Source organism: Pseudomonas coronafaciens pv. oryzae str. 1_6 (genome assembly GCF_000156995.2).
Lineage (GTDB): Bacteria > Pseudomonadota > Gammaproteobacteria > Pseudomonadales > Pseudomonadaceae > Aquipseudomonas > Aquipseudomonas tremae.
The window spans coordinates 719,532-741,764 of record NZ_CP046035.1 but is presented as its reverse complement, the minus strand read 5'-3'; the positions used below and the strand labels follow the sequence as shown (position 1 = coordinate 741,764).

Genomic DNA, 22,233 nt, shown 5'->3' with positions numbered 1-22,233 from the left:
AAGGGCTCAGGCCAGCGCCGCAGTCCGCTCGTTTATCCATTCATGAGTGCGCGCAAGAACCTTGCGCGCCAATGCGGTCGGAAAGTGGATAAACCCATGCGGACACTCAGGCAAAAGATGCATTTCAACGTTCGCCGAGTCTGACCAGCGCTCAGCCATTTGCAGCGTGTCGTCCAGTAGAGGGTCAATCTCCCCGACAAACATCAATGCGCGCGGAAGGTCGGTCAGGTCGCCATAGAGTGGCGATAACGGCGGGGCGCGGCGTTCTTCGTCGCTGATATCGGGGGTGAGCGAGCGCATTGCGCTGACCATTCCCGGGCCGTCCAGCACCAGCGTATCGGGGCCTGCAGTGCGCACGCTCGGTGTTCCGGTCAGGTCGTAGACGCCGTAATACAGCACCGTACCGATGACGCGCTCGAGCAAGTCGGGCCTGGCTTTCAGCCTGAGCAAAGTGGCGGCAGCCAAGTGCCCGCCCGCTGATTCGCCGACGACGATGACGGGCAGCCCGGCAAACTCTTCACAGTCGCCCAACAGCCAGCAAGCAGCAGAGAAACAATCGTCCAGCAGGCCTTCAACGGGGGTTGATAACGCGAGACGATAATCAACCGAGACAACAGCTACATCGCACGCATTGACCATGCCGACATTCAGATCGTCATTCATCTGCGCGTTGCCGATCACCCAGCCGCCCCCATGAATATCCAGCACTACGGCCTTGGGCGTGCCCCGCGGCTTGATAATTCGCACCGGCACCGGAACGTTATTGGTGCTGACCACTCTTTTTTCGATTCGCAGGCCATGCCTTGAAGGTTTGAGGGCGCCGCCAACCTGACTCACACGCAACAATGTCTGGATCACCAAAGGCGTGACGCGGTTGCGGATTCGAAAGCGTGGCAGACGTGCGAGGGTTTTGTTGAACCGACGCACTTCCACCAACTCTTGCTCGCTGAATGGCCAAAGCTGTTTGATGTCCACGTTTCACTCTCTAGTCAGGCTGAGGTGGCGAGAACCAGCACGATGCTTGCTCCCGCGTGTACCTGAGAGGCGGTTAATCGTAAAACGGTTCAACCGACACGCGACTGCCGACAAAAAAACTGTCCGCGACCAGTCTCAATGGCTGCAGGTCCATGTCACTGGCCTTGTTGCTGATCAGGCGTTGAAAGTGACGATATACAGCTGCGTACTCGCCCTCTTCCGAAACGGCCTGACGCACGCCATCGATACTCAGCAGCGCGCCGCCGTTATCCAGTCGCAACGTGCCTTCAGCGCAACGAATCTCGATACTCCAGAGCTCATCATGGCCGTGATCGAAGTCGAACTCTGCGCGGACATCGAGTTGACGGGTATCGGACATCTTGATCGAAGCGGCAATTGGCGACTGGCAGTTGCTGGGTACGCGCAGTTCGGCAGCCGCTACGAACAATGGAAGCGGCAACAGATGGGTTGCTATCGACAGGGCATTGATACCTGGATCGAATACGCCGAGACCACCAGGTTGCCAGATCCACGCCTGGCCTGGGTGCCACTTGCGCACGTCTTCTTTCCAGTCGATCTGTACGCTGTGCAGGGTACGGGTCGACAACCAGTCACGCGCGGCCTCGATACCGGGCGCGTATCGCGAATGCCAGGCGAAAAAACCGCTGACGCCCTGCTCCGTTGCCTGCTGCACCAATGCCATCGCTTCGCCCAATGTGGCGCAGGGCGGTTTTTCAACCAGCACATGCTTACCTGCGGCCAGCGCCTGCTGCACCAGCGCGAATCGTCCCTGAGGCGGCGTGCAGAACGCGATTGCATCAACGTCCAGGCCGCTTTCAAGCAGTTCGCTCAAGGACTTGAAGTTCTCCACCCCGGCACACGGCTGACCCTGCGTAGCAACAGCCACTAATTGAAACGCTGGATTGGCGTGGATGGCGGGCACGTGCTGGTCCTGAGCGATCTTGCCGTAGCCCACCAGACCGAGACGAATCGGTTGCATACATGACTCCTGGGTCTTTGTAATTATCTTGGGCACAGTAAACCAGATGTTAATCATGATCGGTAAGGGGCATCGGCAAAGCACAGTTGTTTTCAGTGGATGATCGTCGAGGGCAGTATTGAAGCCGTTGAGCGCTTATCCCTGGTTTGAGGCTGGAGTACGCCAATCACTATCGTGCCAATGCTCCGCGTTAGCATGCAGCAGGCCTGGCGCGCGCCTGCATCTTGTGCGGCCTGAAGCAAGCGTTGTCGCTGCGTAGCGAACTGCATTCCCACGCAGAGCGTCGGGACGATCTTGATAACTGCCCGGCTCGCTCTTGTGGTAAACGTGCTTCCGATCTGCAGGGGACCGGCAGCAAACGCACTGCGGGTAGAAGCCTGTTTTAAGGGCGTTCAAGGCTTGTGTGTAACGCTCAGCACAGAGGACAGGCACGAGCATCGATATTCATCAGCCACAGAACCACTCCCATCGCTCAATAGTCTTAGCCTTGCAGCCATTGCCTTGTATAGTTGCCCTCTTCATTTCAGGAGCTTTCCATGCGCATTCCTTCTCGCTTGATCGGTGGCGTTCTGGTCGCCACGTTGCTGACTCAGATTTCTGCCTGCGGCAGTATTTTCTATCCGGACCGCCGGGGTCAGATTGATGGCAAGGTTGACCCGGCCATTGCGGCGCTGGATGCGTTCGCGCTGTTGTTCTACATCGTCCCCGGTGTGATCGCGTTCGCGGTGGACTTCGCGACAGGTGCAATCTATTACGCGCCAGGCGAGCACGCGCAGATTGATCCGCAGAAACTGCAAAAAGCGCTCAAGGCCGACGGCAGCGTCGATAACACCAAGCTGCAAGCCATCATCGAAACCGAACTGGGCCGCTCGCTGCCATTGAATGACCCACGCCTGATTCAGCACAAAGGCAGCGTCGAGCAGCTGGCTTCACTGGGTCTGGTCCCGGCGGCCTGATACACATACCGTTCAAGGAAAAGCGTCATGAGCACCACTGCCGAACATTCCCGACTGCTGCGTCTGGCGACCCGGGCCTCGCTGGCGGTTGCCGTGACGCTGATTCTGGCCAAGGGCGTGGCCTGGTGGCTGAGCGGATCGGTAAGCCTGCTGGCCGGGCTGACCGATTCGTTGCTCGACGGTGCAGCGTCGTTCCTCAACCTGCTCGCGGTGCATTACGCGCTGCGTCCCGCCGATGATGATCATCGTTACGGTCATGGCAAGGCGGAAGCGCTTTCAGGCATGGCACAGGCGCTGTTCATCACCGTCAGTGGCGTGCTGATCGCGGTTCAGGCAATCGAGCGCATCCAGAACCCCGAACCCTTGGGCGCGCCGTTGCTGGGCATGGTGGTCATGGTTATTTCCATCGCACTGACGCTGGCACTGCTCACTCTGCAATCGCGGGTCATCAAGGCGACGGGGTCTGCAGCGATTCGTGCCGACTCGCTGCACTACCGCTCTGACCTGTTACTCAACGCCAGCATTCTGGTGGCCCTGACCCTGGCTTATTTCGGCTGGCAACAGCTGGATGCCTACTTTGGCCTGGGCATCGCGCTTTACATTCTGTGGAGCGCCCTGCAAATCGCCCGCGAAACCGTCTCGGTGCTGATGGACGAGGAATTGCCGGCGGATGTCAGCACCCGCATGCTGGAACTCGCCTGCAGTGTGCCGGGTGTTCTCGGGGCGCACGATCTACGCACACGAATTTCCGGCAATCACTGGTTCGTGCAGTTGCATCTGGAATTACCGGGGGCGTTGACCCTGTCGGTGGCTCACGCGCTGTGCGACAAGGTCGCCGATGCCATTCACGAGCAGTTCCCGAAAGCCGAAGTGCTGGTCCACGCCGACCCGCAGGAAGTGGTCAGGAACAGTGACGCCTGACGAGCCTAATTGACGCTGTAACCGCGCCCTGCCAGACACGCGCCCATCGAGCGGCGATACAGGTCGACTACGTCAGGCGGCGGCTGGCCGGAAAAATTGGCTGGGTCAAAGCCGCTCTGCTCGGCGGCCCAGCGGTAGCACTGGTAACGATCAAGTTCGACTTGTTGCGGGCTTTGACCGTTCTGAGGATAGGCAACCGGGTCGTAGCCGTTGCTCTGCTGCTCGGCCGGGGCCTGATAACCCGCGTCGTTCTGCGGCGGATTGACCACTACATAATCCTGAGTATCAGGCTGATACGCATAATAAGTACCTGCGGCCAGAAACAGCAGGCTGCTGCCGGCCCATACTTCCTGTGAATAGGAAGGCAGTCTGCTCACGCGAACGCCATACGGCGGCGTCACCACAACATAGCGGGGGCCTTGCGGGCGATACCAGTAGCCCTGCGAATAGTAGAAATCCTGTCCGCGATAGGGAATGCGCGAATAGCCGCCCGGGACGCGATCTATCGCATGGCCGGGACGATATTGCGGGCCTGGCCCCCAGCCGTTGCCGCGCCCGTCCGGACGACCTTCCCAGCGATCATTGGGGCGACCGGCCTGCCAGTTGCGGTTATTGCCGCGCGGGATGTCCTGATAGTAACCCTCACGCGGTGGCTGGCTTTGCCAGACCTCTTTCGGCCCGCTCTGGATAGGCAGATTGTCCTGACTCTGGCGCAACTGCTGGCGCTGCTGGTTTTGCTGCTGTTGAATCTGACGTTGCTGATCGCGCTGCTGCTGTTCGATCTGCTGTTGCTGCTGACGTTCGACGTTGCGCTGCTGAAGCTGTTGCTGCTGAATCTGCTGCTGTTGCTGGCGCTCGACCTGGCGCTGCTGGGTCTGCTGTTCCTGGATCTGGCGTTGTTGATTGAGCTGTTGCTGATTGATCTGCTGTTGCTGCTCACGCTCGACCTGGCGCTGCTGATTCTGCTGTTGCTGAATCTGGCGCTGCTGATTGTTCTGCTGCTGGTAGAGCTGTTGTTGTTGCTGTTGCTGCTGCTGGCGCTGCTGCCCGTTTTCACCGGGGCTGCCATACAGCTGGTTTTGCCGAGATTCATCACGCTCGTCGGCCCATGCATGAGCGCCGATGCTCAGACACAACAGACTTACCCCCGCAAACTGCCAGATGCCAGATTTCATGCTTTCCTCACTCGGACGCGGGTAGACGTTATTAAGACTGCTGAAGCGTAGCGCCGTTCTGCGCACTTTATCAGCAGACAAAGAAAAGGGGACCCTGTGGCCCCCTCGAGATATTTCGTCGTCCTGCGCAACGCTTTTGACGTCGGCTCACCGCATGCCGTCTTCTGGACAGTATGTAGCCCGGGGGCCTTGCACACCCTATCGGGTGGTAGGCCGCGACCGGCCTGATTGGGCGGGTCGCGCTGGACGCTGTGTCCGGGCAGTGATTACGCTTAAAAGAATAGGCCCGATGCGGTGGCCGAAGATTGCTAATATTGCCGATTAAAACATCACTTGCGCAATTTTTGACTTCAGATGAATAATCCAGCGCAATTGAACTCATTAAGGGATGCACCGTGAGCAAGCTCGACAGATATGACCTGAGCATTTTGGCGGAACTGCAGCGGGATGCGCGCATTTCCAACCAGGAGCTGGCCGAACGAATTGGTCTTTCGCCTTCACCGTGTTCGCGTCGGGTGAAACAGCTGGAGGACGACGGCTACATCGTGCGTCAGGTCGCCCTGCTGGATCGCAAGAAACTCGGCTTGAACCTGACCGCCTACGTATTGATCGGCATGGACCGACACACGCCAGAGCGGTTCGAGAATTTCGAGCAGCACATCCGTAATCTGCCGCAGGTCCTGGAGTGCAGCCTGGTGACCGGCATGGACGCGGACTATCAGCTGAAAGTGGTGGTGCCGGACATGGATCACTATCAGAAGCTGCTGCTGGGACACCTGACGCGTATCGAGGGCGTGACCAGCGTCAAGTCGAGTTTCGTGCTCAATCAGGTGCTGGCCAGCACGGAAATGCCGCTGATTCACCTGCGCAGCTGACTCATAGCTGTGCAGCGACTTCGCGATATTGGCCCTGATCCAGCCCGTCGAGCGTCCAGTTGCCGATTTTGACTCGCACCAGCCGCAAAGTGGGCAATCCGACTGCGGCAGTCATGCGCCTTACCTGCCGGTTGCGCCCTTCCTTGATCACCAGTTCCAGCCAACTGGTCGGCACGCTTTTGCGAAAGCGCACAGGCGGGTTGCGAGGCCAGAGCTGCGGCTCTTCCAGTTGCCGAGCTTCGGCCGGCAAGGTCGGGCCGTCGTTAAGCTGGACACCGTCGCGCAATTGCTGCAATTGGGCTTCGTTCGGCTCGCCCTCGACCTGTACCCAATAGGTTTTGGCCAGCTTGTGCTTCGGATCGGCAATCCGCGCCTGCAACTGACCGTCGTTGGTCAGCAGCAGCAAACCTTCACTATCGCGGTCCAGCCGCCCTGCCGGATAGATGCCGGGAATGTCGATAAAGTCCTTGAGCGTGGCCCGACCACCTTCGTCACTGAACTGCGTCAGCACGTCGAAAGGCTTGTTGAACAGGAACAGGATCAGCTTCGGTTCGGCTGGCGGCGCTTTGGCGACACGGCGGGAAGCATTCGCCGGGCCGGGAGTAGCGCGTCGGGAAACAGGGCGTTGAGTGCGGGGCATGGGAATGGGCAATCGGAAAACAGAAAGGGCCACTTTAGTGGCCCTTTCTGCAAATACCAACCTATTAACGAACAGCCATCAACGAAATGGCGGCTCATCGAAGCTGCGCAGTTTGCGCGAGTGCAGCGAGTTCAGTTGAGTGCGCATCAGGTCCAGCGCAGCAATGCCGATCTTCAAGTGCTGGCTGACCGCACGCTCATAAAACGCATTGGCCGAACCCGGCAGCTTGATTTCGCTGTGCAATGGCTTGTCGGAAACGCACAGCAGCGTGCCGTAAGGTACTCGCAGACGATAACCCTGGGCGGCGATAGTGCCGCTTTCCATGTCCACCGCCACCGCGCGGGACAGGTTGATCAACGGCCGTTCCTGCGCCCAGCGCAGCTCCCAGTTGCGATCGTCGTACGTCAGCACGGTGCCGGTGCGCAGACGCTTCTTGAGCTCTTCGCCACGTTCGCCGGTAATCTGCGCAGCAGACTCCTGCAAGGCAAGCTGCACCTCGGCCAGGGCCGGAATCGGAATGTGCGGCGGCAGCACGCGGTCGAGAATACCGTCACGACGCATGTAGGCATGGGCCAACACGTAATCGCCGATGGTCTGCGACTGACGCAGGCCACCACAGTGACCGATCATCAGCCAGCAGTGCGGACGCAGCACCGCCAGGTGGTCGGTAATGTTCTTGGCGTTGGAAGGGCCTACGCCGATATTGACCAGCGTCACGCCATGGCCGTCTTCGGCGATCAGGTGGTAAGCCGGCATCTGGTAGCGGTGCCAGACCACGCTGGCAACAATCGCCTGGGCTTCGTCAACGCCCATGCTCTTGTCCACTACCACATTGCCCGGCAGGACCATGCGCACGAAGCGCGGGTCTTCACGGAGTTTTTCCAGGCCATGCAGAATGAACTGGTCAACATAACGGTGGTAGTTGGTCAGCAGAATCCACGGCTGAACATGACGCCAGTCGCTGCCGGTGTAATGCACCAGGCGGCGCAGAGAGAAATCCACCCGTGCGGCATCGAACAGCGCCAGTGGCAGCGGATCGACATTGGCCCAGTCATAAAGGCCATCGGCAATACCATCGGTCGCGGCGGACAGGTCGGTGCTCGGGAAGACCCGCGCCAGCGCAGCAGCGGTCACGCCGGTGCCCGCCAGCTCGTCACCCTGCTCCACCACGTAGGGATAGGGGATGTTCTGCTCGCTCATACCGACTTCAACCGTCACGGTGAAGTCGCTCATCAGCGGAACCAGTTGCTCCAGCAGATACTTTTTGAATGCCTTGGGCTGCGTGACAGTGACGCTGTAAGTGCCCGGCAGCTGGACCTTGGCGTAAGCGCGGGTCGTCAGCGGGACTTCACCGTGGCATTTGTATACCAGGCGCAGCTCCGGATAGCGGAACTGCGCACGTTCTTCGGCGGTCGGCTCGACGCGGTCTTTCAGGTAGCGCTTGAGCGCCTGGCTCAACGCGCTGGTCGCACGTTCGTGCAGCTCGGCAAGCCGCTCGACGGCTTGCTCGGCGGTGTCTACGACAACAAAGGCTTGGGTCACGTTTCATGTCCTGTCTGATCTTGCAGTCGTGCATCGTAACGGGTTCGCGTGCTCATGCCACCTGCGGCGAAGACCTTCGCAGTAATGTTTCTACGTCGACCCCTCGTGGCAAGGCGCCATATACCCGCCCAACTGACGCGATTCGACCAGCAATAAAACCATCACTGACCGCTGCATTGCCAGCTTCCAGCAATAGCTTGCCTTGTACAGCAACGGCGATGTCTTCCGTCAGTTGCCGGGCGCGATACTCAATGTCGCCAGTGTCGTGAAATGCCGTTTTGAGCTTGCTGATATGCAACGCCAAGTGCCGGTCGCCATGCCCGTCGCCCAGTTCGTCGAACAGCGCATCAAGTGCGCCGGGCTCTTTGGACAGTGTGCGCAGCACGTCAAGGCATTGCACATTGCCGGAGCCCTCCCACGTCGAATTGACCGGGGCCTCGCGGTACAGCCGGGGCAGAATGCTGTCTTCGACATAGCCCGCGCCGCCCAGGCATTCGGCGGCTTCGTTGATCATGGCCGGGGCACGCTTGCAGATCCAGTATTTGCCCACTGCCGTGATTAGCCGGACGAAACGCCTTTCGTGGTCATCATCCAGATGATCCAGCGCACGGCCCAGGCGCAAGGTCAGCGCCAACGCGGCCTCGCTTTCCAACGCCAGGTCAGCCAGCACGTTCTGCATCAGCGGTTGCCCGGCCAGCAGTCGACCGCCCACCGCTCGGTGCGCACAATGGTGTGTGGCCTGGGTCAGCGCCTGACGCATCAGGGCGCTCGAGCCGATCATGCAATCGAAACGGGTCATCGCAACCATTTCGATGATGGTTGGCACGCCGCGTCCTTCCTCGCCGATCATCCACGCCAGCGCGCCACGAAACTCTACTTCGCTGGAGGCGTTGGACCAGTTGCCGAGCTTGTCTTTCAGACGCTGAATGTAAAACTCGTTGCGGGTGTCATCAGGCCTGTGGCGGGGCAGCAGAAAGCAACTGAGCCCTTTTCCAGTCTGCGCCAGAGTCAGAAACGCATCGCACATCGGCGCAGAGCAGAACCACTTGTGCCCCACCAGCTCATAGGCCTTGCCTGGGCCGCCGACACCTGCCGGAAAAGCGCGTGTAGTGTTGGCCCGCACATCGGTGCCGCCCTGTTTCTCAGTCATCGCCATGCCAATGGTCGCACCGGCCTTGTGCGCAATACCGACATTGCGGGGGTCGTACTGAGTGGACAGCACCTTGGGCAGCCAGATGTCGGCCAGGCCCGGCTGCTGCCTCAACGCCGGAACACTGGCAAAGGTCATGGTCAGCGGGCAGCCACTGCCGGGGTCGGCCTGCGTGTGCAGATAGCTCATCGCGGCGCGTGCGACGTGAGCGCCGGGCTGCGGTTCGGTCCACGGCAGTGAAGTAATGCCATGCTCGATGGCAGTACTCATCAGTTGGTGATACGCCGGGTGAAATTCGACAAGGTCAATGCGATGCCCGTAACGGTCGTGGCTGGCAAACACAGGCTTGTTCCGATTTGCCAGAAAACCCGCAGCCATCAAGGGCCCGCCCGCCAGCGCACCATAAGCGTCGATCCGCGCCTGCGCCCAACATGCTCCGTATCGCTGGCTCCATTTCTGAAGCGGCAGGTCAATGCGGTAGAGATTTACGCCGTCCAGCGATGGCGGCTGATTGGTGACCAGATGAGTTTCAGCGAATGGCCTCAGGGTCATGGGTCATCTCCTGCCTGTTTGCATGCGCACCCGGCAGATAGTGAATCACGCACCCGATGCGGGCGACAGTGGCATAGGCGCCGAAACGTCAGAGGTTTCGACGGTCAGCCATACCGGAATGTTATTGCAGCCGCGCGCTCATATGCCCCACTGCGCTTTCAACTGCGGTGCCCTGCGCACAGCGCCCGGCACAACCATCAGCACCGGAATGTTCAACGTGAAGCAACTGCCCTTGCCAGGCTCGGAACGATGGCTCAATTCGCCGCCCTGCAGCTCCGCCAGCTTGCGACAGATCGCCAGACCGATACCCAGCCCGCCATATTCGCGGGTCATCGAGCCATCGGCCTGAAAGAAATGCTGATACAGCACGGCGTCATCCAGTTGGCTGAAGCCGATACCGCTGTCCATCACTTCGACGCGCAGGTCCATGCGCTCAAGGTCCCGTGGATGACCGCTGAAGCGAACCTGCACCCGGCCCTTGCGAGTGAATTTTATCGCGTTGTCCATCAGGCATTCGATGCACTGATAGAGCTTGGCGGCATCGCCGCGAATGCCTGGAGGCAGCTTATCGTCCACATCAAGGGTCAGCATCAAGCCCTTTGACTGAGCCACGCCACTGAAGCGATCACGCAACCTGTCGACCAGATCAAGCGGCGCGAAGGCGTCGCAATGGGCATACAGCACGCCGGCCTGAAGTTCGGTAAGCGTCAGAATGCCGTTGATCATGCACATCATGTCCCGGGCAGAACTGGCCGCCGTCTGCTGATACATCTCGACCTCGTCGTCCATATCGAGGGTCTGCATGACTTCCAGCGAACCGATCACGCCGTTCATTGGCGTGCGCAACTCGTGGGTCAGCGTGGCGAGAAATTCATCTTTCAACCGGTTGCTGGTGGCCAGTTGCAGATTGAGGCGTTCAAGGTCCTGACCGGCAGCCAGCAATGTCTGTGCCTGTTGACGCCGGTTGTGGTTGATACGGTCTGCCAGCGCCATGGACAGGAATGCCATTTCCAGCACAGTGCCGATGTGCGAGGCATAGAGAGTCAGGAATGTATTGGGGAGGTAGCCCAGCAGCATGAGCATGAAAATCAGCCCGCTGACCAGAAAGACCGACCAGGCGAGCACAAAATAGCGTCCGACGCGCTCGCCCTTCATTACGGCGACGATGCCAGCCAGATAAATCGTGAGCGTGCCCGCCATCACCAGATAGGTTGCCGAGCGCAGCGCCGGTCCATAGCCAAGAAACAGGGCCATGCCCATCACCAGCACCGCTGCACCAATGATCGCCAGCAACAGGCGATCAAGCCAGCGCCCAAGCTGGGCGGTGACCAGAAAGCTGCGCGAGAACTGACAGGCAAACAAAGTGGCCACCGCCATCAGAAACGGCGTGCACGCGTTCGCCCACCAAGGGCTGTCAGGCCACAAGTACTCGATCGCCACGCCATTGATCGACATCTGGTAAAGCCCGAACGAAGCGACATACAGCAGGTAATACAGGTAGTCGCGCTCACGAACGCTGACGTAGATGAACAGGTTATAGACGAGCATCCCCAGCAATACGCCATACATCAGGCCGAAAACGTAAATCTTGGAGGGCTGCGATTCGAGATAGGCGTGCGAGGACCAGAGATTGAGCGGCGCCTGAACGGAGCCTTCGCTGCGAATGCGCAGATACACCGTACGCGTCTGCCCCGCTGGCAAGTCCAGTTGAAAGAGGTAGTTGTTTTGGGCGAACTGGCGGCTGGAGAAAGGCAGCATGTCGCCGGTCTGCCAGGTCAGTCTGGGGTTTCCGTTGGCATCCGGGGCGTAGAAGTCGATGTGGTCCATTGGCGGATAGGCCAGTTCCAGAAGCCATTCGTTATGGGTTTCGGTGCCGACAGGCCGATACGACAGCTCGACTTTCAGCCAGAAAGCCGAACGTGAATAACCGGCATTGAAGGTCCCGCCACGCAAGGGCTTGAACGCATCCGCCAGCGCTGCAGAGCTGACGCTTTCGATAGTAGCTTCACCGGTCGGGTCTTCAAATACCTGAAGGGCACGACCCAGCGGCAGAAAACGAGTGTTTTCATCAAACTCGACTGCATGCACCTGCAACGGCAGCCAAAAAGCCAGAATGATCAACAGATAGCGCATTGAAGCCCCAAGGTAGGTCGTCGCATTCAATCCATCCATTGATGACGACGTCCCGCAAATTTCTATCCTTGAAACAGGCTAATGATTCAAACAGACAGTTGAACGTGAATATGCACCGGCGAAATTCGCCATAAGAAAAGCTGCAGACCGACGATAATCAGCCATACCAGTGAAGCATAGCCGCTAATAGCGCAAAGACAGTACCGCCTCGAAAATCGACTTAACAGCTCTATATCGGACATCTGCGCGCAAACATGAAATTTCTTCACGCTGATTTGTCTGATCTTGCAATTGGCCGCGCGCCTCACCGGCCTGATAAAAACACGGTATCCGCGAGCGGTCGTCATAAGGTTTAGTGATAAGCTCGCCCACCATGAATATCTACAGTTCCCGTCCCGTTGTCCTCTGCCTTTCCGGCCACGACCCTAGTGGCGGTGCCGGTATACAGGCCGATATCGAAGCCCTGCTCGCCCAAGGCTGTCATGCCGCTCCCGCCATTACCGCACTCACTGTGCAAGACACGGTAGATGTCAGCGATTTTCGCGTGCTGGATCGCGAATGGGTAATGGCACAGGCCAATGCAATTCTCAACGACTCGTGTGTGGCTGCCGTCAAGCTGGGCATGCTCGGCTCGCTGGAGATGGTCGACACCGTTGTCGAACTGCTGCAAGCCAACCCGCATTTGCCAATGGTCTGCGACCCGGTCCTGAGAGCGGGCGGTGGCGGACGGTTGGGCAAGGACGAGGTGGGCTACGCCATGCGTGAGCGGCTACTGCCATTGTGTGCAATTGCCACGCCAAACCTTCCGGAGGCACGCATCCTCGCCGAGCTTGCAGACGGTACAGCAGACGAGTGCGCAGAAAAACTACTGCCTTTCTGTGAATACCTGCTGATCACTGGCGGCCATGGCGACGAGCAGCAAATTCACAATCGTCTTTACATACGCGGTGGGCAGACCCACACCTTTGTCTGCGAACGCCTGCCCGGCAGCTATCACGGTTCGGGCTGCACGCTGGCCAGCGCGTTGGCCGGGCGTCTCGCACAGGGCGAAGAGCGGGTCAGCGCCGTTAAGTCGGCACTGGACTACACATGGCGCACACTGCGGGACGCCGAGCAGCTGGGCCGAGGGCAGTTTGTGCCTCGTCGCTTACCGCTGGATTTCTGTTCGTAACGCACTGCCATGAGGCTCGATGCATGAAACTACGTGGCCTGTATGCCATCACCGACAGCCAGTTGCTGACTGGCAGGTTCCTGTCTTATGTCGAGGCAGCACTGGAAGGCGGCGTTACCCTGCTGCAATACCGTGACAAGACCCACGACGAATCTCGCCGGCTGCGCGAAGCCACCGAACTGTTGAAGCTGTGTGAACGCTACAAGACCCGCCTGATCATCAACGACGACGCCGAACTCGCGGCGCGCTTGGGGGTTGGGGTACATCTGGGGCAGACTGACGGCTCGTTGCCGGATGCACGCGCCTTGTTGGGGCACAAGGCAATTGTCGGCGCGACCTGTCACGGCAGCCTTGATCTGGCTGAAAGAGCCAAGGCAGACGGCGCGACGTACGTTGCCTTTGGCCGATTCTTCAACTCGCAGACCAAACCGGGCGCCCCGGCAGTGCCGCTGGACCTGATCGCTCAGGTGCGCACCAAGGTCCATCTGCCGATAGCGGTAATCGGTGGCATCACCCTGGAAAACGCCCCGCAACTGGTCGAGCACGGTGCAGACCTGCTGGCCGTCGTGCACGGCCTGTTCGGCGCCGAGACTTCCCGGGAAGTCACCAGGCGGGCCAAGGCATTCACGGCACTGTTGTAAGCATTGCAAGCCCGCTTGGGACACTGGCCGAAGCTGCGGGAGATTCTATGGCGTCGATCAAGCCACGATGGTCCAGACGATGGACTTTAGCCGCTTGACCATCGTGCCAATGCTCCGCGTTGGCATGCAGTTCGTGACGCTCTGCGTCACGAATATTCGGGCTGGTGACACAGTACGCCTAACCGCGCACAAGGCCTCGCCAAGCGTCACGAACTGTATTCCCACGCTCTTGATAACTGCCCGGCTCGCTCTTGTGGGAGCGACCGGGGCAAGCATGCGCTGCCCGGCATTTGATATAGTGCGCGCTCCTGCGCCTTCTCTGGCTCACGCCACCCAATAAAGCAGCCCGGTATAAAGCTGCCCGCCTCGGCTGACCCCAGCGTAGACACGAATTCCCCGTTTCAAAGCAGAGACCAGATCATGTCCCGTTCCGAAACACTGTTCGCCAACGCCCAAAAACACATCCCCGGTGGCGTCAATTCGCCGGTTCGCGCTTTCAAGAGCGTGGGCGGCACGCCACTGTTCTTCAAGCACGCTGCCGGCGCTTACGTGACTGACGAAGACGACAAACGCTATGTCGACTACGTAGGCTCCTGGGGCCCGATGATTCTTGGCCACAGCCACCCGGAAGTGCTCGACGCCGTCCGTAACCAGCTGGAACACGGGCTGTCCTACGGCGCGCCGACGGCTATGGAAACCGAAATGGCCGATCTGGTTTGCGAACTGGTGCCTTCGATGGAAATGGTCCGCATGGTCAGCTCGGGCACTGAAGCCACCATGAGTGCGATTCGTCTGGCCCGAGGCTTCACTGGTCGCGACAGCATCATCAAGTTCGAAGGCTGCTACCACGGTCATTCCGACAGTCTGCTGGTCAAGGCCGGTTCGGGCGCACTGACGCTGGGCGTGCCGAGCTCCCCCGGTGTACCCGCCGCTTTCGCGAAACACACGCTGACCGTACCGTTCAATGACCTGGACGCTGTGCGTGAGCTGCTGGCAGAGGTCGGTCAGGAAGTGGCCTGCATCATCGTCGAACCGGTGGCTGGCAACATGAACTGCGTGCCGCCTGCGCCGGGCTATCTGCAAGGGCTGCGCGCCCTGTGCGACGAGCATGGCGTGGTGTTGATTTTCGACGAAGTGATGACCGGTTTCCGTGTCGCCCTCGGCGGCGCGCAGGCTTACTACGGCGTGACGCCCGACCTGAGCACCTTCGGCAAGATCATCGGTGGTGGCATGCCGGTCGGTTGCTTCGGTGGCAAACGAGAAATCATGTCGCACATCGCACCGCTGGGCCCGGTTTACCAAGCAGGCACACTGTCGGGCAACCCGTTGGCGATGGCCGCCGGCTTGACCACCTTGCGCCTGATCAGCCGTCCGGGCTTTCATGATGAACTGAGCGATTACACCCGCCGCCTGCTGGAGGGCTTGCAGCAGCGCGCAGATGCAGCGGGCATCCCGTTCGTCACCACACAGGCAGGCGGCATGTTCGGCCTGTACTTCAGCGAGGCCAGCGAAATCGTAACGTTCGAAGACGTGATGACCAGTGATGCCGACCGCTTCAAGCGCTTCTTCCACATGATGCTCGACGGCGGTGTCTACCTGGCGCCAAGTGCTTTCGAAGCCGGTTTCACCTCGATTGCCCACGGCGATGCAGAGCTGAAGCTGACACTGGATGCTGCTGAAAAGGCTTTTGCTGCGTTGAAATAAGTTCGCCAGGCTCGCGTGCGCAAGGTGTCATTGAACCGGCGCACGTGAAGCTTGTGAATGAAACGGAACGTTAAGTGTGTATTTTGCTTCTACAATGCAGTGCGCAAACTGCAAATACACGGCACAGGAAGTCTTGTTCAGGGCAATGCCTCACTCAAGACGAGTTTTTTCCAGCCGTGCAGCAGAAAATCCGTAAAGACTTTGTAAGGTTGGCTCAGCTTATTTCATAATGCGCAGCCAGCCCGTTTAGCTGGTCGGGCATGCCCGCACCTTTTTCAGAGGTAAGTCGACTCCCATGAACCGCACCGGCCGCACCCTTGTATTGGGCTGCCTGTTGCTTGTCTATCCTCTGCTGGCCAATGCCGGCGGCAACTCGTTGTTAATTCCGGCGATGGGTCGTTGCACCCTGAATACACAGCCAGAAAACCTGCCCGCAGCACTCGCAGCCTGTCAGCAGGCCGCTCAGGGTGGAGATGCGCAGGCACAATACGAGTTGGGTGAGTTCTATTACGAGGGCAAGAATGCACCTCGCGATTTGCCGCAGGCGCTGAGTTACTTCGAGCAGGCTTCGCTGCAGGGCCATGCCCAGGCACAGTATCAACTGGGCTTGATGTTCAGCCGTGGCGAAGGTGTGCAGGCCAATAACATTCAGGCGTATATCGTGCTGAAAATGGCCGCCGTCAACGGTTCTGAAGAAGCGCTGGATGCCGCAGACGAAGTATCGGCAAAAATGCAGCGTGACGAGCTGGAAGTGGCGACTCAAGTGCTGGGCCAGATATTCCGCAAATACCTGCTCGAACTGCAGACCGCCGAAGGTCGCAGCCCGTTCTCCCCATTGCCCTGACCTGATTCGCTCAGGGCAATCGCTGTTCATAACCTGTGTTGCTATTTTTCCGGCATCGGCACGGGGAACGGCATCACGTTGCTGGTGCCGCGTGCTTCGCTGATCTTTGGCGTGCCTATGCGCTCGACTTCATCGATACGCACGATCGAATGCATCGGCACAAAACTGCGCACAACGCCCTCAAACTGGGCCTTGAGTTTTTCTTCGCTCGGGTCGACCACGACAGTCGTACGTTCGCCGAAGACGAATTCTTCCACTTCCAGAAAGCCCCACAGATCACTTTGATAGATCTGCTTGGCATACATTTCAAACACCTGTCCCTGGTTGAGAAAAATCACCTTGTAGATTGGAGCTTCGCGTTTGGTCATAACGGGCGGGTAACGATCAGAGATGAAAAAGGGGCGCGGACTATAGCATGTCCATCGGACAGCCAACGCTAGGAACCCGAGCCCTTCATCCTTATAATGCGCGGTTCACTGAATCGGTTGATGATCACGCATGGCCAAGAAGCTTTACATCGAAACCCACGGTTGCCAGATGAACGAGTACGACAGCTCGCGCATGGTCGATCTGCTGGGCGAACATCAGGCTCTGGAAGTCACCGCTCGCGCGGAAGACGCCGACGTGATTCTGCTCAATACCTGCTCGATTCGCGAACGCGCCCAGGATCGTGTGTATTCACAGCTCGGCCGCTGGCGCGAGCTGAAGCTGGCCAACCCCGAGATGGTAATTGCCGTCGGCGGTTGCGTTGCCAGCCAGGAAGGCGCCGCCATTCGCGACCGCGCGCCCTATGTGGACGTGGTGTTCGGCCCGCAAACCCTGCATCGCTTGCCGGAAATGATCGACGCGGCCCGCATTACCCGATTGCCGCAGGTCGATGTCTCGTTCCCGGAAATCGAAAAATTCGACCATCTGCCAGAGCCTCGTGTCGATGGCCCGAGCGCTTATGTGTCGGTCATGGAAGGCTGCAGCAAGTACTGCACCTTCTGCGTAGTGCCCTACACCCGTGGCGAAGAAGTCAGCCGACCGTTCGATGACGTGCTGAGCGAGGTCACTCACCTGGCCGACTACGGCGTGCGCGAAGTCACCCTGCTGGGCCAGAACGTCAACGGCTATCGCGGCAACACCCATGACGGGCGCGTCGCAGATCTGGCTGACCTGATCCGGGCCGTTGCCGCCGTCGATGGCATCGATCGCATCCGCTACACTACCTCGCACCCGCTGGAGTTCTCCGACAGCCTGATCCAGGCTCATGCCGACGTGCCGCAGCTGGTCAAGCACCTGCACCTGCCGGTGCAGTCAGGCTCCGATCGCATTCTGGCGGCCATGAAGCGCAACCACACCACGCTGGAATATAAATCCAGGCTGCGCAAACTCAGGGCTGCGGTGCCGGGAATCAGCATCAGTTCGGACTTCATCGTCGGCTTCCCGGGCGAGACCGAAAAAGATTTCGAGAACACCATGAAGCTGATCGAGGACGTGGGTTTCGACTTCTCGTTCTCGTTCATCTACAGCCCGCGCCCCGGCACGCCAGCCGCCGACCTGAAGGACGACACGCCGGAAGCCCTCAAGAAAGAGCGCCTGGCAGCCCTGCAACATCGCCTCAACCAGCAGGGTTTCGAGATAAGCCGACAGATGGTAGGCAGCACGCAACGCATTTTGGTGACCGACTATTCGAAGAAAGACCCGGGCGAACTGCAAGGCCGCACCGAGAACAACCGGATCGTCAACTTCCGCTGCGATAATCCCCAGCTGATCGGGCAGTTTGCCGATGTACACATCGATGATGCACAGCCTCATTCCTTGCGTGGCTCACTGCTACAGTAAGGCTTGCATCCCGCCGCAGAAACGAATCGCCGAATGAATTCGTTTCTGTGCGGTCCCTACCCTTGAGCACGGTGAACTCCTGGCGCGGCCTTTAACGAGGCAAAGCTTTCGCACAACCACCGCCAGAGGGTATTCTTCAATACATTCAAATTGCCGCCGGACGGCCATTAAACGACCTTGAACGCACCCATAGAACCTCATCGCTTCACCCTCGAGCCTTTCGAGGCCCATCGTTTCGCCAACTTGTGCGGGCAACTCGACGAGCACTTGCGCCTGATCGAACAACGCCTGGACATCGAGATCCGCAACCGCGGCAATCAGTTCGAACTCATTGGCGAGACCTCACAAACCCAATCCGCCGAGAACCTTCTGCGCCGCCTGTACCGGGAAACCAAAGGTACCGAGCTGACGCCGGACATGGTGCACCTGTTTCTTCAGGAATCCGGCGTTGACGGCCTGGACAACCACCCTGCCGCCGAAGTCGGCGTCTCGCTGCGCACCAAAAAGGGCATGATTCGCCCGCGCGGCCTGAATCAGCAGCGTTACGTCAAGGAAGTGCTCAGCAACGATATCAACTTCGGTATCGGCCCTGCGGGTACTGGCAAGACGTACCTGGCGGTGGCTTGCGCAGTCGATGCGCTGGAGCGCGAGCAGATCCGCCGCATCCTGCTGGTGCGCCCGGCTGTAGAGGCTGGCGAGAAGCTTGGCTTCCTGCCCGGCGATCTGGCGCAGAAGATCGACCCGTACCTGCGCCCGTTGTATGACGCACTGTACGAGATGCTCGGCTTCGAGTACGTCGCCAAACTGATCGAGAAACAGGTCATCGAGGTCGCACCGCTGGCTTACATGCGCGGACGCACCCTTAATAACAGCTTCATCATTCTCGACGAAAGTCAGAACACCACCGTCGAGCAGATGAAGATGTTCCTGACCCGTATTGGCTTTGGCTCCACAGCCGTGATCACCGGTGACATCACCCAGGTCGACCTGCCCAAGGGCACCCGGTCGGGTCTGACGCACGTCATCGATGTGCTCAAGGATGTGCCGGGCATCAGCTTCACGCATTTCAAACCCAAGGATGTGGTTCGCCACCCGCTGGTGCAGCGCATCGTGGAAGCCTACGAGCGCTTCGATGACCGGCTCAGCGATGGCCCGTCGGGCAACAACAGCTACTCACGGGACAAGAACCGCGATGCTTGAGCTGGATCTGCAGGTCGCAAGCGAAACAAGCGCACCCAGCGAAGCCCAGTTCCGCCTCTGGTGTGAAATGGGCCTGCGCCAGCGCAGTGCCGATTCCGAGCTGACTGTCCGGCTGGTTGACGAAACCGAAGGCCGCGAGCTCAATCACACTTGGCGGCACAAGGATTACGCCACCAATGTGCTGTCTTTCCCGGCGGACGTTCCAGATGACATGCTGGACATCCCGTTGCTGGGCGATCTGGTCATCTGCGTACCGGTGGTCAACCGCGAAGCAGCCGAACAGGGCAAGTCCATCGACGCGCACTGGGCGCACATGGTCATTCATGGCTGCCTTCATCTGTTGGGTTACGACCACCTCGATGATGAAGAAGCAGAAGAAATGGAAGCACTGGAACGAACGTTGCTTGAGGAGTTGGGCTACCCCGACCCTTATGCCGACGACGAAAGTGCCGACCTCCCCCATTCAGACACACCCAGCAAGGACCACGAGTAAGGGCTATGAGCGAAGATCGATCGAGCAACGGGCAAAAGTCATGGTTGGGTAAACTGACCCAGGCCTTTGTCCATGAGCCGAAAAACCGCCAGGAGCTGCTTGAGCTGCTGCGCGAAGCCCATCAGAACAAACTGTTGGACAGCGAAGCGCTGGCCATCGTCGAGGGCGCCATTCAGGTGGCTGACCTGCAAGTGCGCGACATCATGGTGCCGCGCTCGCAGATGATCAGCATCAAGGCGACCCAGACACCCCGCGAATTCTTGCCTGCGGTCATCGATGCGGCGCATTCGCGCTATCCGGTGATCGGCGAAAGCCACGACGACGTGCTCGGTGTGCTGCTGGCCAAGGACCTGCTGCCACTTATCCTCAAGGCTGACGGTGACAGCGACGACGTCAAAAAGCTGCTGCGTCCGGCTACCTTCGTGCCCGAATCCAAGCGTCTTAACGTGCTGCTGCGCGAGTTCCGTGCCAACCACAACCACATGGCCATCGTCATCGACGAATATGGCGGCGTGGCAGGCCTGGTGACCATCGAAGACGTGCTGGAACAGATCGTCGGCGACATCGAAGATGAGCACGATGTCGAGGAAGACAGCTACATCAAGCCCCTGCCAAGCGGTGACTTCCTGGTCAAGGCGCTGACGCCGGTCGAGAATTTCAACGAGTTCTTCGACAGCAGCTTTTCGGATGACGAGTTCGACACCGTGGGTGGTTTGGTGATGAATGCGTTCGGCCATCTGCCCAAGCGCGCCGAAATCACCGAGATAGGCGCCTATCGTTTCCGCATTTTGAGCGCCGACAGCCGTCGCATTCATTTGCTGCGTGTAAGCCCGATCTCACGCCCGTGATCACCGTCTGCAACAACTTGATGCCGTTTTAAGGAATCTACATGCGCTGGATAACCCGCCCCGGCTGGCCCGGTAATCTGCTGGCCCTCGCGGCCGGCGGACTCACGACACTGGCCCTGGCGCCGTTCGACATCTGGCCCTTGGTGCTGGTGGCGGTGGCGATGTTCTATCTGGGGTTGCGCGAGCTGAATCCGCGCCAGGCCCTGGTGCGCGGCTGGTGTTATGGCTTCGGTCTGTATGGCGCTGGCACCAGCTGGATCTACGTGAGCATCCACACCTACGGCGGGGCTTCGGTGCTGCTGGCAGGCTTGCTGATGCTGCTGTTCATCGCCGCCATTGCCTTTTTCTTCGCCCTGCCCGCCTGGGTCTGGGCGCGCTGGCTGCGGCGCAATGAAGCGCCTCTGGCTGATTCACTGGCCTTTGCAGCGCTATGGCTGTGGCAGGAAGCGTTTCGCGGCTGGTTTCTTACCGGTTTCCCTTGGCTTTATTCCGGTTACAGCCAGCTTGACGCACCGCTCGCCGGGCTCGCGCCGCTGGGCGGCGTCTGGCTGATTTCGTTTGCACTCGGCCTGACTGCGGCATTGCTGTGCAACCTGCACCGCTTACGGGTACGCAAATCGTTTCTGGCCATGGGCGTGCTGCTGTTGCTGGCCCCGTGGGTCACAGGGCTGGCCCTGAAGAATCATGCGTGGACTTCCCCTTCCGGCCCACCGCTGAAGGTCGCGGCGCTGCAAGGCAATATCGAACAGAGCATGAAATGGGACCCGCAAAAGCTCAACGACCAGTTGGCGCTGTATCGGGACATGACATTCCGCTCGCAACAGGCAGACCTGATCGTCTGGCCCGAAACCGCCATACCGGTTCTCAAGGAAAGCGCTGAGGGCTACCTGGCAATGATGGGCAAGTTCGCTTCGGACCGTGGCGCGGCGCTGATCACCGGCGTGCCAGTGCGCGAACCGACAGGGCGTGGCGAGTATCGCTACTACAACGGCATCACTGTAACGGGCCAGGGCGATGGCACTTATTACAAGCAAAAGCTTGTCCCGTTCGGTGAATACGTGCCGCTGCAAGACCTGCTTCGCGGGCTGATCTCTTTCTTCGACCTGCCGATGTCGGACTTCGCTCGAGGCCCTAACGATCAGGCGCTGTTGCAGGCCAAGGGTTATCAGATTGCGCCGTTCATCTGCTACGAAGTGGTTTACCCCGAGTTCGCCGCAGGCCTGTCGGCGCAAAGCGACCTGTTGCTGACAGTCAGCAATGACACCTGGTTCGGCACCTCTATAGGCCCGCTGCAGCACTTGCAGATGGCCCAGATGCGCGCCCTCGAAGCCGGTCGCTGGATGATTCGTGCCACCAATAACGGCGTGACTGCGCTGATCGATCCGTTTGGCAAAATCACGGTACAGATTCCGCAATTCGAGCGCGGCGTGCTGTATGGAGAAGTGGTGCCCATGCACCAGCTCACGCCTTACCTGCAATGGCGTTCATGGCCATTGGCAATCGTCTGCCTGTTGCTGTTTGGCTGGGCGTTGATGGCGGCACGGATCTCCAAGACGGTCTGAGTGAAAGACATGACGCCGGTTTCG

At 59.3% G+C, this 22,233-nt stretch carries 21 protein-coding genes; 13 read left to right on the top strand and 8 right to left on the bottom strand.

The window, feature by feature from the left end:
• Positions 1 to 6: 6 nt before the first annotated feature.
• Together POR16_RS03365 and POR16_RS03360 are read right to left on the bottom strand one after the other, a co-directional pair.
• Positions 7 to 975 (bottom strand): alpha/beta hydrolase, encoded by a 969-nt coding sequence (locus tag POR16_RS03365; protein ID WP_005888788.1) that lies wholly within the window; start codon positions 973 to 975, stop codon positions 7 to 9.
• Positions 976 to 1,048: 73 nt separating this feature from the next.
• Positions 1,049 to 1,975, bottom strand: coding sequence for a Gfo/Idh/MocA family protein (locus POR16_RS03360; protein ID WP_055004139.1), 927 nt, complete (start codon positions 1,973 to 1,975; stop codon positions 1,049 to 1,051).
• 536 nt (positions 1,976 to 2,511) lie between these two features.
• On the opposite strand from POR16_RS03360, the gene POR16_RS03355 reads away from it, so the two are divergent.
• Together POR16_RS03355 and POR16_RS03350 are read left to right on the top strand one after the other, a co-directional pair.
• Positions 2,512 to 2,931, top strand: coding sequence for a hypothetical protein (locus POR16_RS03355; protein WP_005888782.1), 420 nt, complete (start codon positions 2,512 to 2,514; stop codon positions 2,929 to 2,931).
• Between the two features lie 27 nt (positions 2,932 to 2,958).
• Positions 2,959 to 3,852, top strand: coding sequence for a cation diffusion facilitator family transporter (locus POR16_RS03350; RefSeq protein WP_005888779.1), 894 nt, complete (start codon positions 2,959 to 2,961; stop codon positions 3,850 to 3,852).
• Between the two features lie 5 nt (positions 3,853 to 3,857).
• Here the strand turns inward: POR16_RS03350 and POR16_RS26860 are convergent, their stop codons facing one another.
• On the bottom strand, positions 3,858 to 4,568 hold the full coding sequence (locus tag POR16_RS26860; protein WP_005888777.1) for a DUF6515 family protein: 711 nt from the start codon (positions 4,566 to 4,568) through the stop codon (positions 3,858 to 3,860).
• Here POR16_RS26860 and POR16_RS26855 point away from each other — a divergent pair.
• Positions 4,560 to 5,078, top strand: coding sequence for a hypothetical protein (locus tag POR16_RS26855; RefSeq protein WP_050587048.1), 519 nt, complete (start codon positions 4,560 to 4,562; stop codon positions 5,076 to 5,078). The genes POR16_RS26860 and POR16_RS26855 overlap by 9 nt on opposite strands.
• A 344-nt stretch (positions 5,079 to 5,422) precedes the next feature.
• Positions 5,423 to 5,902: an Lrp/AsnC family transcriptional regulator gene (locus tag POR16_RS03340; RefSeq protein WP_005888773.1), complete on the top strand. Its 480-nt coding sequence runs from the start codon at positions 5,423 to 5,425 to the stop codon at positions 5,900 to 5,902.
• A 1-nt stretch (position 5,903) separates the two neighbouring features.
• Here POR16_RS03340 and POR16_RS03335 read toward each other — a convergent pair whose 3' ends face one another.
• The 4 genes from POR16_RS03335 to POR16_RS03320 form a co-directional block, all read right to left on the bottom strand.
• Entirely contained in the window at positions 5,904 to 6,542 is a 639-nt protein-coding gene (locus tag POR16_RS03335; protein ID WP_005888771.1) for a pseudouridine synthase, read from the bottom strand.
• 78 nt (positions 6,543 to 6,620) lie between these two features.
• A complete protein-coding gene (amn, locus tag POR16_RS03330) occupies positions 6,621 to 8,084 on the bottom strand; it encodes an AMP nucleosidase (RefSeq protein ID WP_005888770.1) in 1,464 nt (487 codons plus the stop codon).
• A gap of 52 nt (positions 8,085 to 8,136) precedes the next feature.
• Positions 8,137 to 9,786 carry an acyl-CoA dehydrogenase family protein gene (locus POR16_RS03325; RefSeq protein WP_054997219.1) on the bottom strand — a complete coding sequence of 550 codons (1,650 nt, stop codon included), beginning with the start codon at positions 9,784 to 9,786 and terminating at the stop codon, positions 8,137 to 8,139.
• A 138-nt stretch (positions 9,787 to 9,924) separates the two neighbouring features.
• On the bottom strand, positions 9,925 to 11,919 hold the full coding sequence (locus tag POR16_RS03320; RefSeq protein WP_005888765.1) for a sensor histidine kinase: 1,995 nt from the start codon (positions 11,917 to 11,919) through the stop codon (positions 9,925 to 9,927).
• Between the two features lie 373 nt (positions 11,920 to 12,292).
• Here POR16_RS03320 and POR16_RS03315 point away from each other — a divergent pair, with 373 nt between their 5' ends.
• The 4 genes from POR16_RS03315 to POR16_RS03300 all read left to right on the top strand — a co-directional run bounded on the left by POR16_RS03315 (position 12,293) and on the right by POR16_RS03300 (position 16,279).
• Positions 12,293 to 13,090, top strand: coding sequence for a hydroxymethylpyrimidine/phosphomethylpyrimidine kinase (locus POR16_RS03315; protein WP_024670313.1), 798 nt, complete (start codon positions 12,293 to 12,295; stop codon positions 13,088 to 13,090).
• A gap of 23 nt (positions 13,091 to 13,113) precedes the next feature.
• Positions 13,114 to 13,731 carry a thiamine phosphate synthase gene (thiE, locus tag POR16_RS03310; protein ID WP_005892444.1) on the top strand — a complete coding sequence of 206 codons (618 nt, stop codon included), beginning with the start codon at positions 13,114 to 13,116 and terminating at the stop codon, positions 13,729 to 13,731.
• 420 nt (positions 13,732 to 14,151) lie between these two features.
• Positions 14,152 to 15,435: a glutamate-1-semialdehyde 2,1-aminomutase gene (gene hemL, locus POR16_RS03305; protein ID WP_005888763.1), complete on the top strand. Its 1,284-nt coding sequence runs from the start codon at positions 14,152 to 14,154 to the stop codon at positions 15,433 to 15,435.
• 295 nt (positions 15,436 to 15,730) lie between these two features.
• Positions 15,731 to 16,279 (top strand): tetratricopeptide repeat protein, encoded by a 549-nt coding sequence (locus POR16_RS03300; RefSeq protein ID WP_005888762.1) that lies wholly within the window; start codon positions 15,731 to 15,733, stop codon positions 16,277 to 16,279.
• 41 nt (positions 16,280 to 16,320) lie between these two features.
• Here POR16_RS03300 and POR16_RS03295 read toward each other — a convergent pair whose 3' ends face one another.
• Positions 16,321 to 16,647, bottom strand: coding sequence for a DUF1820 family protein (locus tag POR16_RS03295; RefSeq protein ID WP_005888761.1), 327 nt, complete (start codon positions 16,645 to 16,647; stop codon positions 16,321 to 16,323).
• Positions 16,648 to 16,777: 130 nt separating this feature from the next.
• On the opposite strand from POR16_RS03295, the gene miaB reads away from it, so the two are divergent.
• The 5 genes from miaB to lnt all read left to right on the top strand — a co-directional run bounded on the left by miaB (position 16,778) and on the right by lnt (position 22,209).
• Positions 16,778 to 18,106, top strand: a complete 1,329-nt coding sequence (gene miaB, locus POR16_RS03290; protein WP_005888760.1) for a tRNA (N6-isopentenyl adenosine(37)-C2)-methylthiotransferase MiaB — start codon at positions 16,778 to 16,780, stop codon at positions 18,104 to 18,106.
• Between the two features lie 177 nt (positions 18,107 to 18,283).
• Complete coding sequence (locus tag POR16_RS03285; protein WP_005888759.1) at positions 18,284 to 19,306, top strand: PhoH family protein; 1,023 nt, start codon at positions 18,284 to 18,286, stop codon at positions 19,304 to 19,306.
• On the top strand, positions 19,299 to 19,799 hold the full coding sequence (ybeY, locus tag POR16_RS03280; RefSeq protein ID WP_005888758.1) for an rRNA maturation RNase YbeY: 501 nt from the start codon (positions 19,299 to 19,301) through the stop codon (positions 19,797 to 19,799). The genes POR16_RS03285 and ybeY overlap by 8 nt, the downstream gene beginning before the upstream one ends.
• A 5-nt stretch (positions 19,800 to 19,804) precedes the next feature.
• Entirely contained in the window at positions 19,805 to 20,647 is an 843-nt protein-coding gene (locus tag POR16_RS03275) for an HlyC/CorC family transporter (RefSeq protein ID WP_005888757.1), read from the top strand.
• A 41-nt stretch (positions 20,648 to 20,688) separates the two neighbouring features.
• A complete protein-coding gene (lnt, locus tag POR16_RS03270; protein ID WP_024670314.1) occupies positions 20,689 to 22,209 on the top strand; it encodes an apolipoprotein N-acyltransferase in 1,521 nt (506 codons plus the stop codon).
• Positions 22,210 to 22,233: the final 24 nt, after the last annotated feature.

What these genes read in the sequence shown, in the direction of transcription:
- POR16_RS03360 (WP_055004139.1), bottom strand. Translation starts at nt 1,975, where the DNA reads ATGCAACCGATTCGTCTCGGTCTGGTGGGCTACGGCAAGATCGCTCAG.
- POR16_RS03355 (WP_005888782.1), top strand. Translation starts at nt 2,512, where the DNA reads ATGCGCATTCCTTCTCGCTTGATCGGTGGCGTTCTGGTCGCCACGTTG.
- POR16_RS03350 (WP_005888779.1), top strand. Translation starts at nt 2,959, where the DNA reads ATGAGCACCACTGCCGAACATTCCCGACTGCTGCGTCTGGCGACCCGG.
- POR16_RS03335 (WP_005888771.1), bottom strand. Translation starts at nt 6,542, where the DNA reads ATGCCCCGCACTCAACGCCCTGTTTCCCGACGCGCTACTCCCGGCCCG.
- POR16_RS03325 (WP_054997219.1), bottom strand. Translation starts at nt 9,786, where the DNA reads ATGACCCTGAGGCCATTCGCTGAAACTCATCTGGTCACCAATCAGCCG.
- POR16_RS03320 (WP_005888765.1), bottom strand. Translation starts at nt 11,919, where the DNA reads ATGCGCTATCTGTTGATCATTCTGGCTTTTTGGCTGCCGTTGCAGGTG.
- POR16_RS03315 (WP_024670313.1), top strand. Translation starts at nt 12,293, where the DNA reads ATGAATATCTACAGTTCCCGTCCCGTTGTCCTCTGCCTTTCCGGCCAC.
- thiE (WP_005892444.1), top strand. Translation starts at nt 13,114, where the DNA reads ATGAAACTACGTGGCCTGTATGCCATCACCGACAGCCAGTTGCTGACT.
- hemL (WP_005888763.1), top strand. Translation starts at nt 14,152, where the DNA reads ATGTCCCGTTCCGAAACACTGTTCGCCAACGCCCAAAAACACATCCCC.
- POR16_RS03300 (WP_005888762.1), top strand. Translation starts at nt 15,731, where the DNA reads ATGAACCGCACCGGCCGCACCCTTGTATTGGGCTGCCTGTTGCTTGTC.
- POR16_RS03295 (WP_005888761.1), bottom strand. Translation starts at nt 16,647, where the DNA reads ATGACCAAACGCGAAGCTCCAATCTACAAGGTGATTTTTCTCAACCAG.
- miaB (WP_005888760.1), top strand. Translation starts at nt 16,778, where the DNA reads ATGGCCAAGAAGCTTTACATCGAAACCCACGGTTGCCAGATGAACGAG.
- ybeY (WP_005888758.1), top strand. Translation starts at nt 19,299, where the DNA reads ATGCTTGAGCTGGATCTGCAGGTCGCAAGCGAAACAAGCGCACCCAGC.
- POR16_RS03275 (WP_005888757.1), top strand. Translation starts at nt 19,805, where the DNA reads ATGAGCGAAGATCGATCGAGCAACGGGCAAAAGTCATGGTTGGGTAAA.
- lnt (WP_024670314.1), top strand. Translation starts at nt 20,689, where the DNA reads ATGCGCTGGATAACCCGCCCCGGCTGGCCCGGTAATCTGCTGGCCCTC.